The sequence below is a fragment of the Corynebacterium vitaeruminis DSM 20294 genome (assembly GCF_000550805.1).
Lineage (GTDB): Bacteria > Actinomycetota > Actinomycetes > Mycobacteriales > Mycobacteriaceae > Corynebacterium > Corynebacterium vitaeruminis.
Genome location: NZ_CP004353.1, coordinates 162,872 through 179,124, shown reverse-complemented (window position 1 = coordinate 179,124; position 16,253 = coordinate 162,872). Strand labels below are relative to the sequence as shown.

Genomic DNA, 16,253 nt, shown 5'->3' with positions numbered 1-16,253 from the left:
AACAGAAGGAACAAGATTGCCATGAGCGTGCAAATCCGCCCGGGGGTCGACGCCCTCCCCACCGCCGAAGTCCACTCACCCCAAAAGCTCAGCGACGACTACCCGCTGCGCTTCGCCCCGCGCAGCTACCGCAAGTGGACGCCCCTGGCCGTCGCAGGTTCCGCGCTGGGCGGCATGGCCTACCTTGCCGACTTCTCCATCGGCGCGGGCATCGGCGTCTCCCACGGCACCACGAACGCGGTCGGCGGAATCCTCATCGCCGCGGTCTTGATCTTCCTCTCCTCGCTGCCGCTCGCGGTGTACGCGGCGAAGTTCAACCTCGACCTCGACCTGCTCACCCGCGGCTCCGGCTTCGGTTACTACGGATCGATCGTCACCAACGTCATCTTCGCCAGCTTCACCTTCATCTTCTTCGCCACCGAGGGCTCCATCATGGCGCAGGGCCTCAAGCTCGGGCTGGGGGTTCCGCTGTGGCTCGGGTACTTCATCACCACGGTCATCATCATCCCGCTGGTCATCCGAGGTATGAAGATCCTGGCCAAGCTCCAGTCGTGGACCAACCCGCTGTGGCTGTTCCTCATCGTCTTGCCGCTCATCGTGCTCATTTCCCAGGAGCCGGACTCCGTGTCCAACTTCCTCAACTACGCGGGCGAGTCGGGCGAAGCCACCAGCTTCGCCGCCATGATGCTCTCCGCCGGCGTGTGCCTGTCGCTGACCGCGCAGATCGCCGAGAACATCGACTACATCCGCTTCATGCCGCCCAAGACCGCTGAGAACTCCCGCTCCTGGTGGGCAGCTGTCATCATGTCCGGCCCGGGCTGGGTGCTCTTTGGCGCCGCCAAGCAGATCATAGGCGTCTTCCTCGCCGTCTACGTCATGGCACATCTGGGAAGCAGCTCCGCCGAGGCCACCGAGCCGGTCCAGCAGTTCTTCGCCCTCTACGGCTCCATGATGCCGGGCTGGCTGGCCATCACCCTAGCCGTCCTCCTCGTGGTGCTCTCGCAGATCAAGATCAACGTCACCAACGCCTACTCCGGCTCCCTGGCCTGGACCAACGCCTACACCCGCATCACCAAGTCCTACCCCGGCCGCACCTTCTTCGTGTTCGTCAACTTGGCGATCTCGCTGGCGCTCATGGAGTTCAACATGTTCTCCGTTTTGAGCTTCATCCTGGGCTTCTACTCCAACCTGGCCATCGCCTGGATCTTCACCGTCGCCGCGGACATCGCCATCAACAAGTGGCTGCTCAAGGTCTCTCCGATGTACCCGGAGTTCCGACGCGGCATGATCCACAACTTCAACCCGGTGGGCCTAGGCTCGCTCACCCTGTCCGCGGTCACCTCGGTCGCCATGTTCTTCGGAGCCTTCGGCAGCACCCTGAAGCCGTACTCGGCCCTGGCTGCCGCCATCATCGCGGTCGTCGCCACCCCGGTCATCGCTGTTGCCACCAAGGGCAAGTACTACCGCCGCCGTACCCGCGATGGCATCGACACCCCACTTTTCGACGGCGAGAAGAACCCCTCCAACGAGCTGTTCACCTGCTGCGTCACCGGCGAGGAGGTCGAGCGCCCCGACGTCATCCGCTCCGCGGTGGACAACCCCGACGGCTCCCCGCGCTACATCTCTTCCCTCGCGCTGACGATGGACAAGACCGGCGAGCACGTGCTCCCCGAAGATCGTCTTTAAAAAAATGCCCGTGGGCCGGACAACGATTCGTTGTCCGGCCCACGGGCATGTGGTGGTAGCAGCTATCCGACGTCCCTACGGCGGAAACCGGCAAAGCCGATCGCGATGAACACGGCTGCGATTCCGACTAGGACCACCAGCGGGGTCCACGCGGGATCCGCGGCGTTCACGGTGGGCACGTGGTAGAGCGGGCTGATGCCCAGGGCCCAGTCGGGGAAGTTGAAGGTCGGGCCAAGCAGGGTGATGCCGAAGGTGGCCACGATGACCGCCCACGATGCGAGTCGAACCGCAGGGCGCGCGCCCACGACCGCCACGGCCACTCCGTTGAGCACCCACACCGCAGGCAGCGTCGCCGCGGCCTGGCGGATGACGTCCCACGTGGCGATGTCGTTGCGCGCGACGATTCCCATGACCGTGCCGAGGACCAAGAGGCCGACCGTGGTGAGCCCGTAGGCGACCAGCACGTGGCTGCCGAACAGGCTCCGGCGGCGCAGCGAGCCCGCAAGCAGCGGCTCGGCGCGGTACGCGGTCTCCTCGGAGTGCAGGCGCAGGATGATCTGGGCACCCGCGATGGCGGCGATGATGCCCGCGATGCTCAAGATCATGCGGACGAAGGCGAAGGTCAGCTCGTCTTCGGTGGTGGCGCCAGCCGCCATGACGGAGGCGATAGCGGGGTTGCCCGCGAAGACCGATCCCACCGAGGTGGCCAGGTCGCCGAAGACGAATCCGAGGGCGGCGAAGGCCACGAGCCAGGTGATCACCACGCCGCGGTGCAGACGCCAGGCCAGGCCGAAGACGCCGATCTTCGGCGCCTCCGGAGCCGCCGGGCGCGGGGCGATGAACCCCTGCCCGAAGTCGCGGCGCTGCTGCAAGGCGATGGCCACGCCGGAGAGCACGATAAATGCCGCGACGAAGATGAGCAGCGGCCACCAGTTATTGTCCACGGCGGCCCCGACGCGCTCGGCCCAGCCAAAGGGGGTGAGCCACTGGGTCCAATCGGGGTAGTCCGCGGAATCGAAGTAGCCCCTCATCACGTAGAAGATGCCCATGAGCCCCATGGCCAGCGAGGACGCGGTGCGGGCATCCGCACCCAGCTGAGCGGTGACCGCGGCGAGGCCCGCCCACACGAGGACCGAGCCGGCAAAGGTGAGGGAGAGAAGCGCGGTGGGCTCCACCTCGCCTCCGAACGCCCACGTGCCGAGGAAGCAGACGATCGCGACGGCCGTTGCCGCAACCAGCGACACGAGGAGCGGGACGACGAGCCGCGCGGGGCGCGAGACAACGCCGGAGGCGATGAGCTCGGCGTTGCCCGAGTCCTCGTCCGCGCGGGTAGCCCCCACGACGAGCATGATCCCTAGCAGCGCGGCGAAGAGCATGCCCAGCTGTCCTGCACGCCAGGAGTTGAACCCGTCGTTGGTGAGCAGGTTCCTTGCCGGGCCGAACACGAGGTCGAGCGCCGGATTGGTGCCCATTGCCATCGACAGGCTCTGGCGATCAGCAACATCGGGGAAGATCCAGCGATAGGCCATGATCGAGGTGGCGGACAGCAGCGTGACGATCCCCACCCATGGGGCGATAAACGAACGATTGTGCTTTATGGTGGCCACGAACAGTGGCCGGACACCGGTGAGCATTATGCCTCCCCATACAGATCGAGGAACAGCTCCTCGAGCGAGGCGGGCTCGATCGAGAGGTTGGACACGCCGTGCGGAAGGAGGGCGGCGAGGGCCTCGTCGACCTTGGCCGGGTCCAGGGTGGCGGTCATCCGCGCACCGTCCTCGCTCACGGAGGTAAGGCCCGGAATCTGTGCCCCCGCCAGCGGCCGCTCAAGGGTCACCGCGAGGTGGGAGCGAGACTTGCCGCGCAGCTGGTCGAGCGTACCGGTCTCGACGATGCGGCCGGCACGGATGATGGAGACCCGATCGCCCAACGCCTCCACCTCGGAGAGGATGTGGGAGGACAGCAGGATCGTCGTTCCGCGCGCCTTGTGCTTGGCCACCTCGTCCTGGAAGATGGCCTCCATGAGCGGGTCGAGGCCCGAGGTGGGCTCGTCGAGGATGAGAAGGTCGACGTCGGACGCTAGGGCGGCGACGATGGCCACTTTCTGACGGTTGCCCTTGGAGTACTGACGCCCGCGCTTGGTGGGGTCGAGCTCGAAGCGCTCGATCAGCTCGTTGCGGCGGGTCCGGTCGAGGCCGCCGCGCATGTTGCCGAGCAGGTCGATGGCCTCGCCGCCGGAGAGGCTGGGCCACAGGGTGACATCGCCCGGCACGTAAGCCAGGCGCTTGTGCAGCTCTATCGTGTCCTTCCAGGGGTCGCCGCCGAGCAGCTCGACGCTTCCGCCGTTCGCCCTTAAAAGCCCGAGCAGCACGCGGATGGTCGTGGACTTTCCGGCACCGTTGGGGCCCAAGAAGCCGTGCACCTCCCCTTCTGCCACGTCCAAATTAAGTCCGTCGAGCGCAGTGAAGGAGCCGAACTTCTTCACCAGCCCCTCAGTCTTGATCGCTGACATTTCTCTAATCTTCTTTCTTGTCGTACCCGAGGATCGGGAGGATTACTTCGTCGATGAGTTCCGAAACCTTTAATGATTCCGAAGGAAAAAGCCCCGTGTCACGGAACAGCCTTCCCACCGCATCGCGCACAAGCGGAGGCGTATCCGGGATTTCCCCGCGCTCGCGGGCGGGGGCGAGGATGTTCGCGTCCATCTTTTCTTGGCCATGACGTGCGATGCGCTCGATGTGAGCCATCTCCTCCGGCCCCGCCTCCCCGAGGATCCCCCGAATCACCTCGGAGGGGTCCCCCACCGGCGACTCGTCGCGGCGGCGGAAGAGCTCGATGAGGTCCGATCGCAGGCTGCCTGTGCCCGGATCCTGATCCATGGCCGCGAACATGAAGCTGCTCACGCCCGTCAGGGCGAGCGCCGCCCGCGTCGTGTGCCGGCGGTAAATGACGTGCTTGGAGACCTCCGCGTAGTCCGCGACGCGCTCGAAGGTCAATCGCGAGTAGCCCCCCTCAACCAGACACCGGCGCACCGCGACGAGAATGGCCGCATCGATCTCCGCGCGCGTGCGGCGCGGCCGGCGAGACGGGCCAGAAGAAGCTGGCATGATGCCCTCCTCATACACTTTTTAAGAACGGAACGTACCTTGCCGTACACCGAGCCATTTAGGAACGCAACGTACCTTAAAAACTTTTCGCATTTCCCCACCTCAACCCCCAAAAAGACCCCAGACGCAAAAAATCCCGGGCACAAAACCCGGGATTTTCTTTGTGGCGGAGACGAGAGGATTTGAACCTCCGGACCTGCGTAAACAAGTCAACTCCTTAGCAGGGAGCCCCATTCGGCCGCTCTGGCACGTCTCCAGCAATTCTCTTGCAAGAATCCCGGACTATGTTACAGGCAGCCCGATGTTTCCTACAAACCGACACGTTGCGGCGCTTTTTGCCGTCGACAAGCAACATAAGCAAAGGTCAGGTCTACACTGATGGAATGACTTCCTCCGTGTACATCCGACCCGATCTGGCCACCATTCCCTCCTACGTCCCCGGCAAGCGGGACGACACCTCGCTCAAGCTCTCCTCCAACGAGGTGGCCTTCGAGCCGCTGGAGGCGGCCAAGCAGGCGATGGCCGAGGCGACCGAGAAGGCGAACCGTTACCCGGATCTGGCGGCGGTGGAGCTGCGCACCAAGCTCGGCGAGCACCTCGGGCTGTCGCTGGAGGAAGTCGCGGTCGGCGTGGGCTCGTCCGCGCTGTGCCAGCAGCTGGTGCAGATCACCGCAGGTGCAGGCGACGAGGTCGTCTTCCCGTGGCGCAGCTTCGAGGCCTACCCGATCTTCACCAAGGTCACGGGTGCTACCCCGCGCGCGATCCCGCTGGACGAGAACGGCTACAACGACCTCGACGCGATGGCGGCGGCGATCAACGACAACACCAAGCTCATCTTCGTCTGCAACCCCAACAACCCCACCGGCACCACGCTGTCCCGGGACGCCTTCGACGCGTTCCTCGCGAAGGTCCCGGCGCACATCATTGTGGCCTTCGACGAGGCCTACTTCGAGTTCAACCGCGACGAGAATAGCCCCGTGTCCACCGACTACGTGCGCACGCACCCGAACGTGATCGGCCTGCGCACCTTCTCCAAGGCGTACGGCCTGGCGGGCGTGCGCGTGGGCTACGCCTTCGGCAACGCGGAGGTCATCGACGCGCTCAACAAGGTGGCGCTGCCGTTCGGCGTCAACGTCGCGGCGCAGGCGGGTGCCATCGCCTCGCTCGCCGCCCGCGAGGAGCTCCTGGCGCGCACCGAGGAGACCGTCGCCGTGCGCGATGAGGCGGCCGATCACGTCGGCGCCGCACGCTCGCAGGCGAACTTCATCTGGCTGCCGACCACGCCGGAGCGCTCCGCTGAGATCGCCGCCGCCATGGCCGCCGAGGGCGTTATCGTCCGCTCCTTCCCCGAGGGCGTGCGCATCACCATCACCAACGCCGCGGAGACGCAGACGCTGCTTCGGGCGTGGGATCGCGCGTTCGGCGCCTAACCGCCGGCGAACGGGGGCAGCACGTCGACGCGGGTTGCCCCCTCAAGCGATTCCTCCGGGGCCGCGGCGCGCCCGTCGATCAAGAAGGTGCACCGCGCGAACACCTCCCCCAGGCTCATGCCGGCGTCGGTGGTTCCGGCGTTTTCGCTGGCGAGGCGTTCCAGCAGCGCGCCGAGCGTCGGGAATTCTTCTTCTCGCTTGTCGACGGCTACGCCCCGCGCCGCCCGGGCCGCGGCAAAGTAATGGATTTCCACTCCCCCAGCATGCCCCGCGGCCCCGTCTTCGCGCTACCCTCGAGGGGAAAATAACTTCGCAAAAGTCGTGAAAATCTGACGGGAAGGTGGCTCTCATGGCGCGACGCGCACTCGTGGTGGTGGCATCGACGCGCGCGGCGGCGGGCGTGTACGAGGACACGAGCGGGAAGCTGCTGGTCGAGTGGCTCCGCGGCAAGGGCTTCGACACCCCGGACGCGGTCATCGTGGCCGACCGGGACATCCCCGCCTACGTCGCGGGGCTTGTCGACCTGCCCTCGGTGCTCCTGACCACCGGCGGCACCGGCGCCGCCCCCGACGACAACACCGTGGACGCGATCGCCCCGCTCATCGACACCCCCTTGCCGGGGATCGCCCACGCGTTTTGGGCCAAGGGACTGGAGTCGACGCCGTTCGCGGTGGCCTCCCGCGCCGTGGCGGGCTTTGCCGGAAACTGCTTCGTGATGACGCTGCCCGGCTCCCGCGGCGGCTGCAAGGACGGGATCGCGGTGCTCGACCCGATCCTCGACTCGCTCGTCGGCCTGCGCGAGGGAGACGCCTGCTCAGGCCCCGCGCACGGCTGCTGCCACTCGGATGCCCCGGACCCGGACTACGTCGACGCCCAGACGGGGCTGGTGGTCGACGCGTTCATGACCGACCAGCCGCTCGAGGACCTCATCGCGGACGGCACCGCCGCGACGACGACTCCTGCCATGGGGGCCGTGGTCACCTTCAACGGGGTCGTGCGCGATCACGACGGCGGGCAGCGCGTGGCCTCACTGACCTACTCCAGCCACCCCAGCGCCGACCAGGTGCTCAAGGAGGTCGCGGCGCGGGTGAGCGCAGCACACCCCAAGGCGCGGCTGTGGGCCGCCCACCGCACCGGCGCGCTCGCGATCGGCGAGTCGGCGTTCGTGGTGGTCGCGGCCGCCGCGCACCGCGCGCACGCCTTCGCCGCGGCTTGCGCCCTCGCCGACGCCGTCAAGGCCGAGGTGCCCATCTGGAAGGAGCAGGAGCTCGCTAACGGATCCACCCAGTGGGTCGGGCTGGAGTAGCGCCGTGGTCTCCGAACGCTACCTCCGCCAGGTACGGCTGCCCGGCTTCGGCGAGCAAGGCCAGGCGGCGCTAGAGGCTGCCCACGTGTGCTGCGTCGGCGCCGGCGGGCTGGGCTCGCCCGCGCTGCTCTACCTCGCCGCCGCGGGGGTGGGCACTCTCACCGTCATCGACGACGACGTGGTCGAGCGCACCAACCTCCACCGCCAGGTCATCCACGCCGACGCCGCCGTCGGGCGCCCCAAGGTCGACTCCGCCGCCGACGCCCTCCGGGCGCTCAACCCCGAGGTCACCGTGCGCGCGGTCCGCGCCCGGCTGCGCTGGCCCGACGCGCTCGAGCTGCTTGAGGGCGCGGACGTGGTCATCGACGGCTCCGACAACTTCGACACCCGCCACGTCGTCTCCACCGCCTGCGCCCGGCTCGGCATCCCGCACGTGTGGGGCTCCATCCTGGGCTTCGAGGCGCAGATGAGCGTGTTCTGGGCGGGCCACGGCCCCGTCTACGAGGACCTCTTCCCTGCCCCGCCGCCGCCCGGGTCGGTGCCCAGCTGTGCCCAAGCCGGCGTGCTCGGGCCCGTCGTGGGCATCGTCGGCTCGGCGATGGCGATGGAGGCGCTCAAGCTGATGACGGGGCTGGGCACCCCGCTTGTAGGCCGCCTCGGGTACTTCGACTCGCTGGCCGGGACGTGGGAATACATTCCGGTCCGCGGCCGTGAGGCAGTCGTCGACAAGCTAAAAGCGCAACCACCTGCGGCGACGGTCGCGACAACGAACGTGATCGATCCGGCGCGCCCACTCATCGACGTGCGCGAGGCCGACGAGTTCGCCGCGGGCCACCTGCCCGGCGCGCGCAACGTGCCGCTGTCCGAGATCGAGTCGGGCCGCCGCGACGTCCCCGACCGCGCGATCGTCTACTGCGCCGCCGGGGTGCGTTCGGCGCGGGCGTGCTTCTTGCTTGCCGACGCTGGCGTGAGCGGCCTTCTAAGCCTCGAGGGAGGCCTGAAGAATGAGAAAACCCCGGACCGTGAAGTCCGGGGCTGATTGCGGAGGCACAGGGATTTGAACCCTGGGTTGGTTTCCCAACGCTGGTTTTCAAGACCAGTACATTCGGCCGCTCTGTCATACCTCCTCGGCGCTGCGCGCAACAGCTTGGAATTGTACCCGACGGGTGTGAAAATCTTCTAACCTAGGGTGTCATGAAGGCGATTCACGTAACCGACGAGCGCACGCTCGAGCTGCAGGAGACCGACACCCCCATCTTGAAGGACGGCGAGGTGCTCGTCCGCGTCCGCGTCGCCGGCGTCAACCGCGCCGACCTGCTCCAGGCCGCGGGCCACTACCCGCCGCCCGCGGGCGAGTCGGAGATCCTGGGGCTCGAGTGCGCGGGCGTCATCGAGGACCCGGGCACCACGGGGCGCAAGGCGGGCGAGAAGGTCGCCTGCCTGTTGGCCGGAGGCGGCTACGCCGAGTTCGTGGCGGTGCCGGAGGGCCAGCTCATGCCGATCCCCGAGGGCTACTCCTTCGCCGAGGCCGCGGCCGTGGTGGAGGTGGCCACGACGGTGTGGTCGAACATCGGCATGCTCACCGGGCTCGAGGCGGGCCAGACGATCCTCATCCACGGCGGCGCGGGCGGGATCGGCACGTTCGCGATCCAGATGGCCAAGCACGTCGGCGCCACCGTCGCGGTGACGGCGGGCTCGGCGGAGAAGCTGGCAGCGTGCAAGGCGCTCGGCGCGGACATCCTCATCAACTACCGCGAGGAGGACTTCGCGGAGATCCTGAAGAACAAGTGCGACCGCATCCTCGACATCATGGGCGCGAAGTACCTGCCGGGCAACGTCAAGGCGCTGGCCACCGGCGGCCACCAGGTCACCATCGGGCTGCAGGGCGGGGTCAAGGGCGAGCTCAACATCGGCCTGCTTCTGGCCAAGCGCGGCACGATCTCGGCCACGGCGCTGCGCTCGCGCGACCGGGCGGACAAGGCGCGCATCGTCGCCTCCACCGTCGAGAACATCTGGCCGCTGCTGGAGGACGGCACGATCACACACCAGATCCACGCCACGCTGCCGCTTTCCGACGCCCAGCGCGCCCACGACATGCTCAAGGCCGGTGAGGTCACCGGCAAGGTGGTCTTGCTTATCGACGCCTAGGCGAGCGACGCCACGGCCCGGACGAGCTGATCGACGTCGTTGGTGGTGTTGTAGGCCGACAGCCCGATGGTGATCACTCCGTCCGTGTCGGCGGCCCCCATGGCGTCGAGAAGCGGATCTGTACCGGCGATCGACGTGACGAGGCGGTGCGACAGCAAGCGCTGATAGATCGTCGCCGCGGGCACGCCGGCGATGCAGAAGCTCGTGCGCGCGATGCGGGACGCGCTCGTGCCCGCCGCCGCCTCGCCGGTGACGCCGAAGATGTGCACGGTGCGCAGGGCGCCCAGCGAGTCGACGAGGTAGGCGCCGAGCCGTTCGAGGTAGGCGCCGGTCTGGGCGAGCGAGCTGTGCAGCCGCATCGAGCGGGTGCCGCGGCTTTGCTCCGAGAGCCCGGCCAGGTGGTCGACGAGCGCGGGGACGCCGCCGGCCAGACCCGGGGCGACGTCGAGGCGCAGGGCGCTCATGTCGATGCGCGGGAACATGGTGGTGTCGCGGAAGACCAGCGCCGAGACGTCCGGGCCGCCGATCGCGGCGCAGTCGAGGGCGAGGATGTCCGCGCCTAGGTCGTCGATGTTGATCGGGGAGGAACCGGCGATGGGGCTGACGTCGACGAGCAGCCACGCTCGCGAGGAGGAGTGGACGATGTCCGCGATCTCCGCCACGGGATTGACCGTGCCGACGCTGCGATGCGCCGCCGACAGCGCGACTAGGCGCGTGGAGCCGGTCACGAGTTCGGAGTACTGGAAGGCGGGCACCTCGCCCGTCCCCAGGTCCGGCTCGGCGATGACCTCGGCCTGCGCGTGCGCCATGGCCGGGTCGATGCGCAGACGGTCGGCGCGGGAGTTGACGATGCGCGCACCCCGGCGCATGAGCGGGCGAACGGCCCGGGCCAGGCGGGAGTAGAGCACCTCGAGGCTGGGCCCCAGGATCACCGCGTCGGTGGCGGCGCCGGTGAGGTCGGCGATCGCGCGGCGGGCGGCCTCGAGGTAGGAGTCCCCCACCGTCTGGCCCGTGCGCGGCGAGTGCCGGTGGGAGCCGGAAACGTCGAGCACCTCTCCGACGGGCTCGAGGACCGGGGCGCTGCGGAAGCTGCGGGAGACCGCGGCCGAGACCGACTCCGGGATCTGCGGGCTGCGGTCCGCGTTGAGGTAGGTCCAGCCGTCACTGAGCGAGGTGTACAAACCTCGAACACGGGCTACATCAAAGACCATAAACCTCTCCTGCCAGAACCAAACGACCCCTAATAGTATGCCTGTCGGATTCAATGTTTGCACTCAGCCAGCTAGGCTAACTATTTGTGCAAGAACAAGCTCCCAAAAAAGACATCGAGGCGTTGGTCGCGCGCATCACCGCGGTCGACGACCACGACCCCGAGCCTTCGCAATCCAAGACCCTCCGGGCGGCCTGGGCCGACCTGGTGCGCGGATTCAATCAGCACGAGCTGTGGCTGCAGCTAGGCTGGCAGGACATCAAGCAGCGCTACCGCCGCTCGGTGCTCGGCCCGCTGTGGATCACCATCGCCACCGGCGTCATGGCCCTGGCGCTGGGTCTTTTGTACTCGCTGCTGTTTAAGATCCCGGTCGCGGACTTCCTGCCGCACGTCACCGTGGGCCTTATCATGTGGGGATTCATCTCCGGGTGCATCAAGGAGGGCTCGGAGGTGTTCATCACCAACGAGGGGCTCATCAAGCAGCTGCCGTCGGCGCTGTCGGTGCACGTCTACCGCCTGGTGTGGAAGCAGACGCTGTTCTTGGCCCACAACCTGGTCATCTGGCTCATCCTCATGCTCATCTTCCCGAGGCCGCTGGGCTGGGACATCCTTCTGGCGATCCCGGCCCTGGCGCTGCTGGTGATCAACGGCGTGTGGGTGTCGATGTTCTTCGGCATCGTGGCCACCCGCTACCGCGACGTGTCCCCGCTGCTCGAGTCGCTGACCCAGCTGCTGTTCTACGTCACCCCGATCGTGTGGATGACCCGGACGCTGCAGGACCAGGGTGGGGCCATCTCGAGCCGGGCGCGCATCGCCGAGCTCAACCCGCTCTACCACTACATGGAGGTCATCCGCGCCCCCTTGATCGGCGCCGATCTTCCCGCCTACCACTGGTGGATCGTGATCGGCTGCACCGTTGCTGGCACCCTGCTCGCCCTCATGGCGATGAAGCAGTGGCGTTTCCGCGTGAGCTATTGGGTATAGGAGGACCGTCGTGGTTTCGATTGATACGTACAACGCGTGCGTGGACTTCCCGATCTTCGACGCGAAGTCCCGCTCGATGAAGAAGGCCTTCCTTGGCGCCGCAGGCGGCGCGATCGGCCGCAACAAGGACAACACGGTTGTCGTCGAGGCGCTCAAGGACATTAACCTGCACCTGCGCGAGGGCGACCGCGTGGGGCTGGTCGGGCACAACGGCGCGGGCAAGTCGACGCTTTTGCGCCTCCTGTCCGGCATCTACGAGCCCACCCGCGGCTCCGCCCACGTGCGCGGGCGCGTGGCCCCGGTCTTCGACCTGGGCGTGGGCATGGACCCGGAGATCTCCGGGTTCGAGAACATCATCATCCGCGGCCTGTTCTTGGGGCAGACCCGCAAGCAGATGAAGCAGAAGATGGACGAGATCGCCGAGTTCTCGGAGCTGGGCGACTACCTCGCCATGCCGCTGCGCACCTACTCCACCGGCATGCGCATCCGCCTCGCGCTCGGCGTGGTCACCTCCATCGAGCCGGAGATCCTGCTTCTCGACGAGGGCATCGGCGCCGTCGACGCCGCCTTCATGGCCAAGGCCCGCAACCGCCTGCAGGAGCTGGTGGAGCGCTCGGGCATCCTCGTGTTCGCCTCGCACTCCAACGACTTCCTCGCGCAGCTGTGCGACTCGGCGCTGTGGGTCGACCACGGCTCGATCCGGCAGGCCGGGCCGATCCCGGACATCGTCGAGGCCTACGAGGGCAAGGGCGCGGCCGACCACGTCCGCCGCCTCTTGGAGCGCATGAATCAGGAGTAGGCCTGTGGATAACTCCCGGATTGCCGGAGTTATCCACAGATTTTCGGGCTGCGGTTGCGAGGGCGCCGCGGCCCGTTTAGCGTGCGAGGCATGAACGCGTTGGAGATGTTCGGAGCGCTGCTGAAAAGCCCCCTCGAGCTCATGAAGCTCGCCCGCGGGCTCAGCGCGCAAGAACTGGAGCGGGTGGTGCCGGAGAAGGCCGCCGCCTCGCTCGCCGCGCTGACGAAGGTCTACGCCGAACCCGTCGTGTTCAGCCGCAAGCAGGCGGACTGTGTGAAGGGGATCGAGGAGAACGAGCACAGCCTAGATACGCTCGAGGTGATCGAGTCGCTGGCGCAAAGGGTGGCGGGCCACAGCAAGAAGTGGCAGCTGCGCCAGGGTCTGTGCCGCGAGAAGGGCACGCCCAGCGAGATCAAGGAGCTCGGCCTCAAACTGGTCAAGGCCCTGCGCAAGCCGCGCACCGTCCCGGTGGGCGTGAGCGTCCGCCGCTACACCGATCAGACCTGGTCGATGCGGGTCAACGGCCCGGCGGCGCTCATCGCGGAGCTCTACGACCCCATCAAGGACGCCGACGACCCCGCGAGCGCGCTGCACCAGGCGGTCACGGGCGGCGAGGCCGTACGCACCGTGTTGCGCCCCGTGGTCACGATCCCGCTGGACGCCGCGGACAAGGTCATAGACGGCACCGGCGACGAAACGGTGCTGCTCTGTTCGGACGGCGTGGAGCGCACCAGCACGGAGGTCGCGAAGCTGGCGCTGGACGAGGAGTGGGGCTTCGCGCTCATCCACCCCGTCGAGGGCCCGGTGGACCTAGTGCGCTCGAAGCGCTTCGCCAACGACAAGCAGCGCATCCTCGCGAAGGTGGAAAACCCCACCTGCCCGTGGGATAACTGCCACAAACCCGCCGACGAGTGCGAGGTCCACCACATCATCCCCTGGCAGCTGGGCGGGCACACCTCGAGCAGGAACCTGACCACCTGCTGCGCCTATCACAACGGGGTCAACGACGACGACCCCAACGCCCCGCCCAGCCGCGGGCGGCTCGAGCGCATCAACGGCCGAATCCGGCGCGTCTACCGCGCCCCCTGATCCGGGGCTGGTCGGGGGTGGATTTGGCGCGCCCGCGGTCGCGTACCCTGATAAAGCCGTACACGCTGAGGAAGATGAGGCCGTCGACAAGCGCCATCATCGGCGACGTGGCCGCGTCGAGCTGATACGCCGCGAAGAAGCCCACCTGGGAGCTTAAAAGCGCCACGACGAGCGTGAGCGCGATGAAACCGCGCATGGTCGTGGTCACCAGCAGCGCCGTGGCGGGCGGGACGATCATGAGCGCGACGATGAGCACGGCGCCGGCGGAGTCGAAGCACGTGACCACCGTCAGCGACACCATCACCATGACCACGTAGTTGACCAGCCGCGATCGCCAGCCTATAGACGCCGCGTAGACGGGGTCGAACGCGTGCGTGACCAGCGGGCGGTAGACGAGCGCGAGGACCGCGACGCAGGCGAGCCCGACGCCGCCGACCAGCCACGCCTGGCTGGGGCCTAGGTCGTAGTGCCCCACGATGAGCTTGTCCAGCGCCGCGAAGTTGAGGTCGCCGACCAGCACGGTATTCTCCGAGATCGCCGCCCCCTTGAGCGCGGTCGAGATGATGATGACGCCCGCCGCGAAGAACACGGGGAACACCAGTCCCGTCGCGGAGTCGCGGGTGAACCTGCCGCGTTGCACGAGCCACTCGGTGAGCGCGAACACAGCCACGCCGGAGACGGTCGCGCCGAGCATGAGCAGCGGCGAGCTCGTCGTTCCGGACAGGAGCACACCCACGGCGATGCCGGGGACGACGGCGTGCGACAAGGCGTCGGAAAGCATTGCTTGTCGACGAAGGCTCAGCACCATCCCCGGCACGCTCAACGCGAGCGAGACCACCGCGGCGAGCAGCGCCACCGATGCCACGAAGCTCATGCGCGCACCCCCGTTCGCGATCCGGCGAGCATCGACACGCCGATGAACGCGCCGAGCACGACCACGATGACCGGGCCGGTGGGGACGTTGCCCAGGGCGATCGACAGGTAGGAGCCGATCGCCGCCGCCGCGGCCCCGATCGCGCCGGAGAGCACGAACATGGCCAGCGTCGTGCGCGTGAACTGCCTAGCCGCTGCTGGCGGGAACACCGCGAACGCGATCATGAGGATGAGCCCCACGGCTTTGACCCCCATGACGATCGCCACGACCAGCAGCCCGAACAGCGCCGGCGTGAGCCACCTGACCGGCCAGCCCTGGATGCGGGCCTCGGTCTCGTCGAAGGTCATGAGCACGAACGGCCGCCAGCACAGCCCCGCGACCGCGAGGATAATCACGCTGGACACTGCGATCGTGGCCACGTCCAGGCTGGTCAGCGTCGCGGCGTTGCCGAACATGAGGTCCTGGATCCCGCCCTTGCCCGGCAGCGTGGACTTCTGGATCACCTGCAGGATCACCAGCCCGCCGCCCAGGAACAGCGAGAGCACCACTGCCATGGTGGCGTCGATGCCGATGCGCGTGTGCCGGGCGATCGCCTGCGACAGCCACACCGACGCCAGCCCGGAGACCAGCGCGCCGACCACCAACACCGGCAGCGCGCGCGGGTCCGCACCCGGCGCAAGCAGCGAGACCAGCAGGAAGGCCGCCATCACGCCGGGGGTGGCGGCATGTCCGATGACGTCCGACATGAGCGCCTGGCGCCGCAGGTACAAGAACGTGCCCATCGCGCCGCAGGTAGCACCGATCGCCATCGTGCCGAACAGGGTGCGCCGGTAGGAGAACTCGGCGAGGAAGTCGATCACCGAGATCATGCGATCCCCAGCCCAAAGGCCCGGTTGATCACGTCTGGAACCAGCACGTCGGCGGCGGCGCCGGTGGCGACGACGGTGCGGTTGAACACGGTAACGTCGTCGCAGAGGTGGCGCACGGCGGCGAGATCGTGGTGGACGATGAGGACGGTCGCGCCAGCGTCGCGAAGCTCGTGCAGGACCCGGTGGATGACCTTCTCGCTGGCCACGTCGACGCCCGCGAACGGCTCGTCGAGCAGGTAGACCTGCGGGTTCTGCGCCAGGATGCGCGCCATGAACACGCGCTTACGCTGCCCGCCGGACAGCTGGGAGATCTGGCGTTTGCACAGGTCGGCGACGCCCACGCGCTCCATCGCGGCGGTCACGGCCTGCTTGTCCTCGCGCCCGAGCCGCCTGAACCAGCCGAGCTTCGGATACAGCCCCATGGACACGACGTGTTCGACGGTGATCGGGAAGTCCCAGTCGATCTCGGCTGTTTGCGGCATGTAGCCGACGGTGCCGGTGATCGCGATCTCGCCGGTGTGCGGCACGAGCCCGACCAGCGCCTTCATCGCCGTGGACTTGCCAGCGCCGTTGGGGCCGATCAGCCCCATGACCGTCCCCTGGCGCGCGCGGAAACTGGCGTTTTCGAGCGCCACGGTCTGCCCGTAGGAGACGCTGAGGTCGGTGACTTCGATTGCGATCATCGTGGTCTTTCTTTTTGCTTGTCGACGCCTTGCCAAAGGTTTAAAACCTAAAACCGCGGCGTTTATTC

General features: G+C 67.5%; 16 protein-coding genes and 2 tRNA genes. 8 read left to right on the top strand and 10 right to left on the bottom strand.

Annotation, left to right across the window (positions count from 1 at the left end; all coding sequences use genetic code 11):
- Positions 1-21: 21 nt before the first annotated feature.
- The gene (locus B843_RS00870; protein ID WP_025251639.1) at positions 22-1,686 is read left to right on the top strand and encodes a purine-cytosine permease family protein; all 1,665 of its coding nucleotides are present in this window, start codon (positions 22-24) and stop codon (positions 1,684-1,686) included.
- 62 nt (positions 1,687-1,748) lie between these two features.
- On the opposite strand, the gene B843_RS00865 is transcribed toward B843_RS00870, so the two are convergent.
- From B843_RS00865 to B843_RS00850, 4 genes are all read right to left on the bottom strand, one after another.
- Positions 1,749-3,320 (bottom strand): ABC transporter permease, encoded by a 1,572-nt coding sequence (locus tag B843_RS00865; protein WP_025251638.1) that lies wholly within the window; start codon positions 3,318-3,320, stop codon positions 1,749-1,751.
- On the bottom strand, positions 3,320-4,198 hold the full coding sequence (locus tag B843_RS00860; protein WP_034648712.1) for an ABC transporter ATP-binding protein: 879 nt from the start codon (positions 4,196-4,198) through the stop codon (positions 3,320-3,322). The genes B843_RS00865 and B843_RS00860 overlap by 1 nt, the downstream gene beginning before the upstream one ends.
- Positions 4,199-4,202: 4 nt before the next feature.
- Entirely contained in the window at positions 4,203-4,793 is a 591-nt protein-coding gene (locus tag B843_RS13125; RefSeq protein WP_155895052.1) for a TetR/AcrR family transcriptional regulator, read from the bottom strand.
- 164 nt (positions 4,794-4,957) lie between these two features.
- Positions 4,958-5,049: transfer RNA gene (locus B843_RS00850), tRNA-Ser, on the bottom strand.
- A gap of 127 nt (positions 5,050-5,176) precedes the next feature.
- Here B843_RS00850 and B843_RS00845 point away from each other — a divergent pair.
- The gene (locus B843_RS00845; RefSeq protein ID WP_034648709.1) at positions 5,177-6,223 is read left to right on the top strand and encodes a pyridoxal phosphate-dependent aminotransferase; all 1,047 of its coding nucleotides are present in this window, start codon (positions 5,177-5,179) and stop codon (positions 6,221-6,223) included.
- On the opposite strand, the gene B843_RS00840 is transcribed toward B843_RS00845, so the two are convergent.
- Positions 6,220-6,477: a MoaD/ThiS family protein gene (locus B843_RS00840; protein WP_025251634.1), complete on the bottom strand. Its 258-nt coding sequence runs from the start codon at positions 6,475-6,477 to the stop codon at positions 6,220-6,222. The two genes, B843_RS00845 and B843_RS00840, sit on opposite strands and share 4 nt — an antisense overlap.
- A 95-nt stretch (positions 6,478-6,572) precedes the next feature.
- Between B843_RS00840 and B843_RS14240 the strand changes: the two genes are divergently transcribed.
- Positions 6,573-7,529, top strand: coding sequence for a molybdenum cofactor biosynthesis protein MoaE (locus tag B843_RS14240; protein WP_025251633.1), 957 nt, complete (start codon positions 6,573-6,575; stop codon positions 7,527-7,529).
- Positions 7,530-7,533: 4 nt separating this feature from the next.
- Positions 7,534-8,568 (top strand): ThiF family adenylyltransferase, encoded by a 1,035-nt coding sequence (locus B843_RS00830; RefSeq protein WP_025251632.1) that lies wholly within the window; start codon positions 7,534-7,536, stop codon positions 8,566-8,568.
- A gap of 3 nt (positions 8,569-8,571) precedes the next feature.
- Here the strand turns inward: B843_RS00830 and B843_RS00825 are convergent.
- Positions 8,572-8,656: transfer RNA gene (locus tag B843_RS00825), tRNA-Ser, on the bottom strand.
- 67 nt (positions 8,657-8,723) lie between these two features.
- Here B843_RS00825 and B843_RS00820 point away from each other — a divergent pair.
- Complete coding sequence (locus tag B843_RS00820) at positions 8,724-9,677, top strand: NAD(P)H-quinone oxidoreductase (protein WP_025251631.1); 954 nt, start codon at positions 8,724-8,726, stop codon at positions 9,675-9,677.
- Here the strand turns inward: B843_RS00820 and B843_RS00815 are convergent.
- Positions 9,674-10,888, bottom strand: a complete 1,215-nt coding sequence (locus B843_RS00815; RefSeq protein ID WP_025251630.1) for an aminotransferase class V-fold PLP-dependent enzyme — start codon at positions 10,886-10,888, stop codon at positions 9,674-9,676. The two genes, B843_RS00820 and B843_RS00815, sit on opposite strands and share 4 nt — an antisense overlap.
- Before the next feature lie 86 nt (positions 10,889-10,974).
- Between B843_RS00815 and wzm the strand changes: the two genes are divergently transcribed.
- The 3 genes from wzm to B843_RS00800 all read left to right on the top strand — a co-directional run bounded on the left by wzm (position 10,975) and on the right by B843_RS00800 (position 13,759).
- Complete coding sequence (wzm, locus tag B843_RS00810; protein ID WP_025251629.1) at positions 10,975-11,871, top strand: galactan export ABC transporter permease subunit Wzm/RfbD; 897 nt, start codon at positions 10,975-10,977, stop codon at positions 11,869-11,871.
- Between the two features lie 10 nt (positions 11,872-11,881).
- Positions 11,882-12,670, top strand: a complete 789-nt coding sequence (gene wzt, locus B843_RS00805) for a galactan export ABC transporter ATP-binding subunit Wzt/RfbE (RefSeq protein ID WP_025251628.1) — start codon at positions 11,882-11,884, stop codon at positions 12,668-12,670.
- A gap of 90 nt (positions 12,671-12,760) precedes the next feature.
- On the top strand, positions 12,761-13,759 hold the full coding sequence (locus tag B843_RS00800; protein ID WP_025251627.1) for an HNH endonuclease signature motif containing protein: 999 nt from the start codon (positions 12,761-12,763) through the stop codon (positions 13,757-13,759).
- On the opposite strand, the gene B843_RS00795 is transcribed toward B843_RS00800, so the two are convergent.
- The 3 genes from B843_RS00795 to B843_RS00785 are packed head-to-tail and all read right to left on the bottom strand — an operon-like array spanning position 13,722 to position 16,185.
- The gene (locus B843_RS00795; RefSeq protein WP_025251626.1) at positions 13,722-14,633 is read right to left on the bottom strand and encodes a metal ABC transporter permease; all 912 of its coding nucleotides are present in this window, start codon (positions 14,631-14,633) and stop codon (positions 13,722-13,724) included. The two genes, B843_RS00800 and B843_RS00795, sit on opposite strands and share 38 nt — an antisense overlap.
- The gene (locus B843_RS00790; protein ID WP_025251625.1) at positions 14,630-15,499 is read right to left on the bottom strand and encodes a metal ABC transporter permease; all 870 of its coding nucleotides are present in this window, start codon (positions 15,497-15,499) and stop codon (positions 14,630-14,632) included. Before B843_RS00790 ends, B843_RS00795 begins: the two co-directional genes overlap by 4 nt.
- Positions 15,499-16,185 (bottom strand): metal ABC transporter ATP-binding protein, encoded by a 687-nt coding sequence (locus tag B843_RS00785; protein WP_025251624.1) that lies wholly within the window; start codon positions 16,183-16,185, stop codon positions 15,499-15,501. Before B843_RS00785 ends, B843_RS00790 begins: the two co-directional genes overlap by 1 nt.
- Between the last annotated feature and the right edge of the window lie 68 nt (positions 16,186-16,253).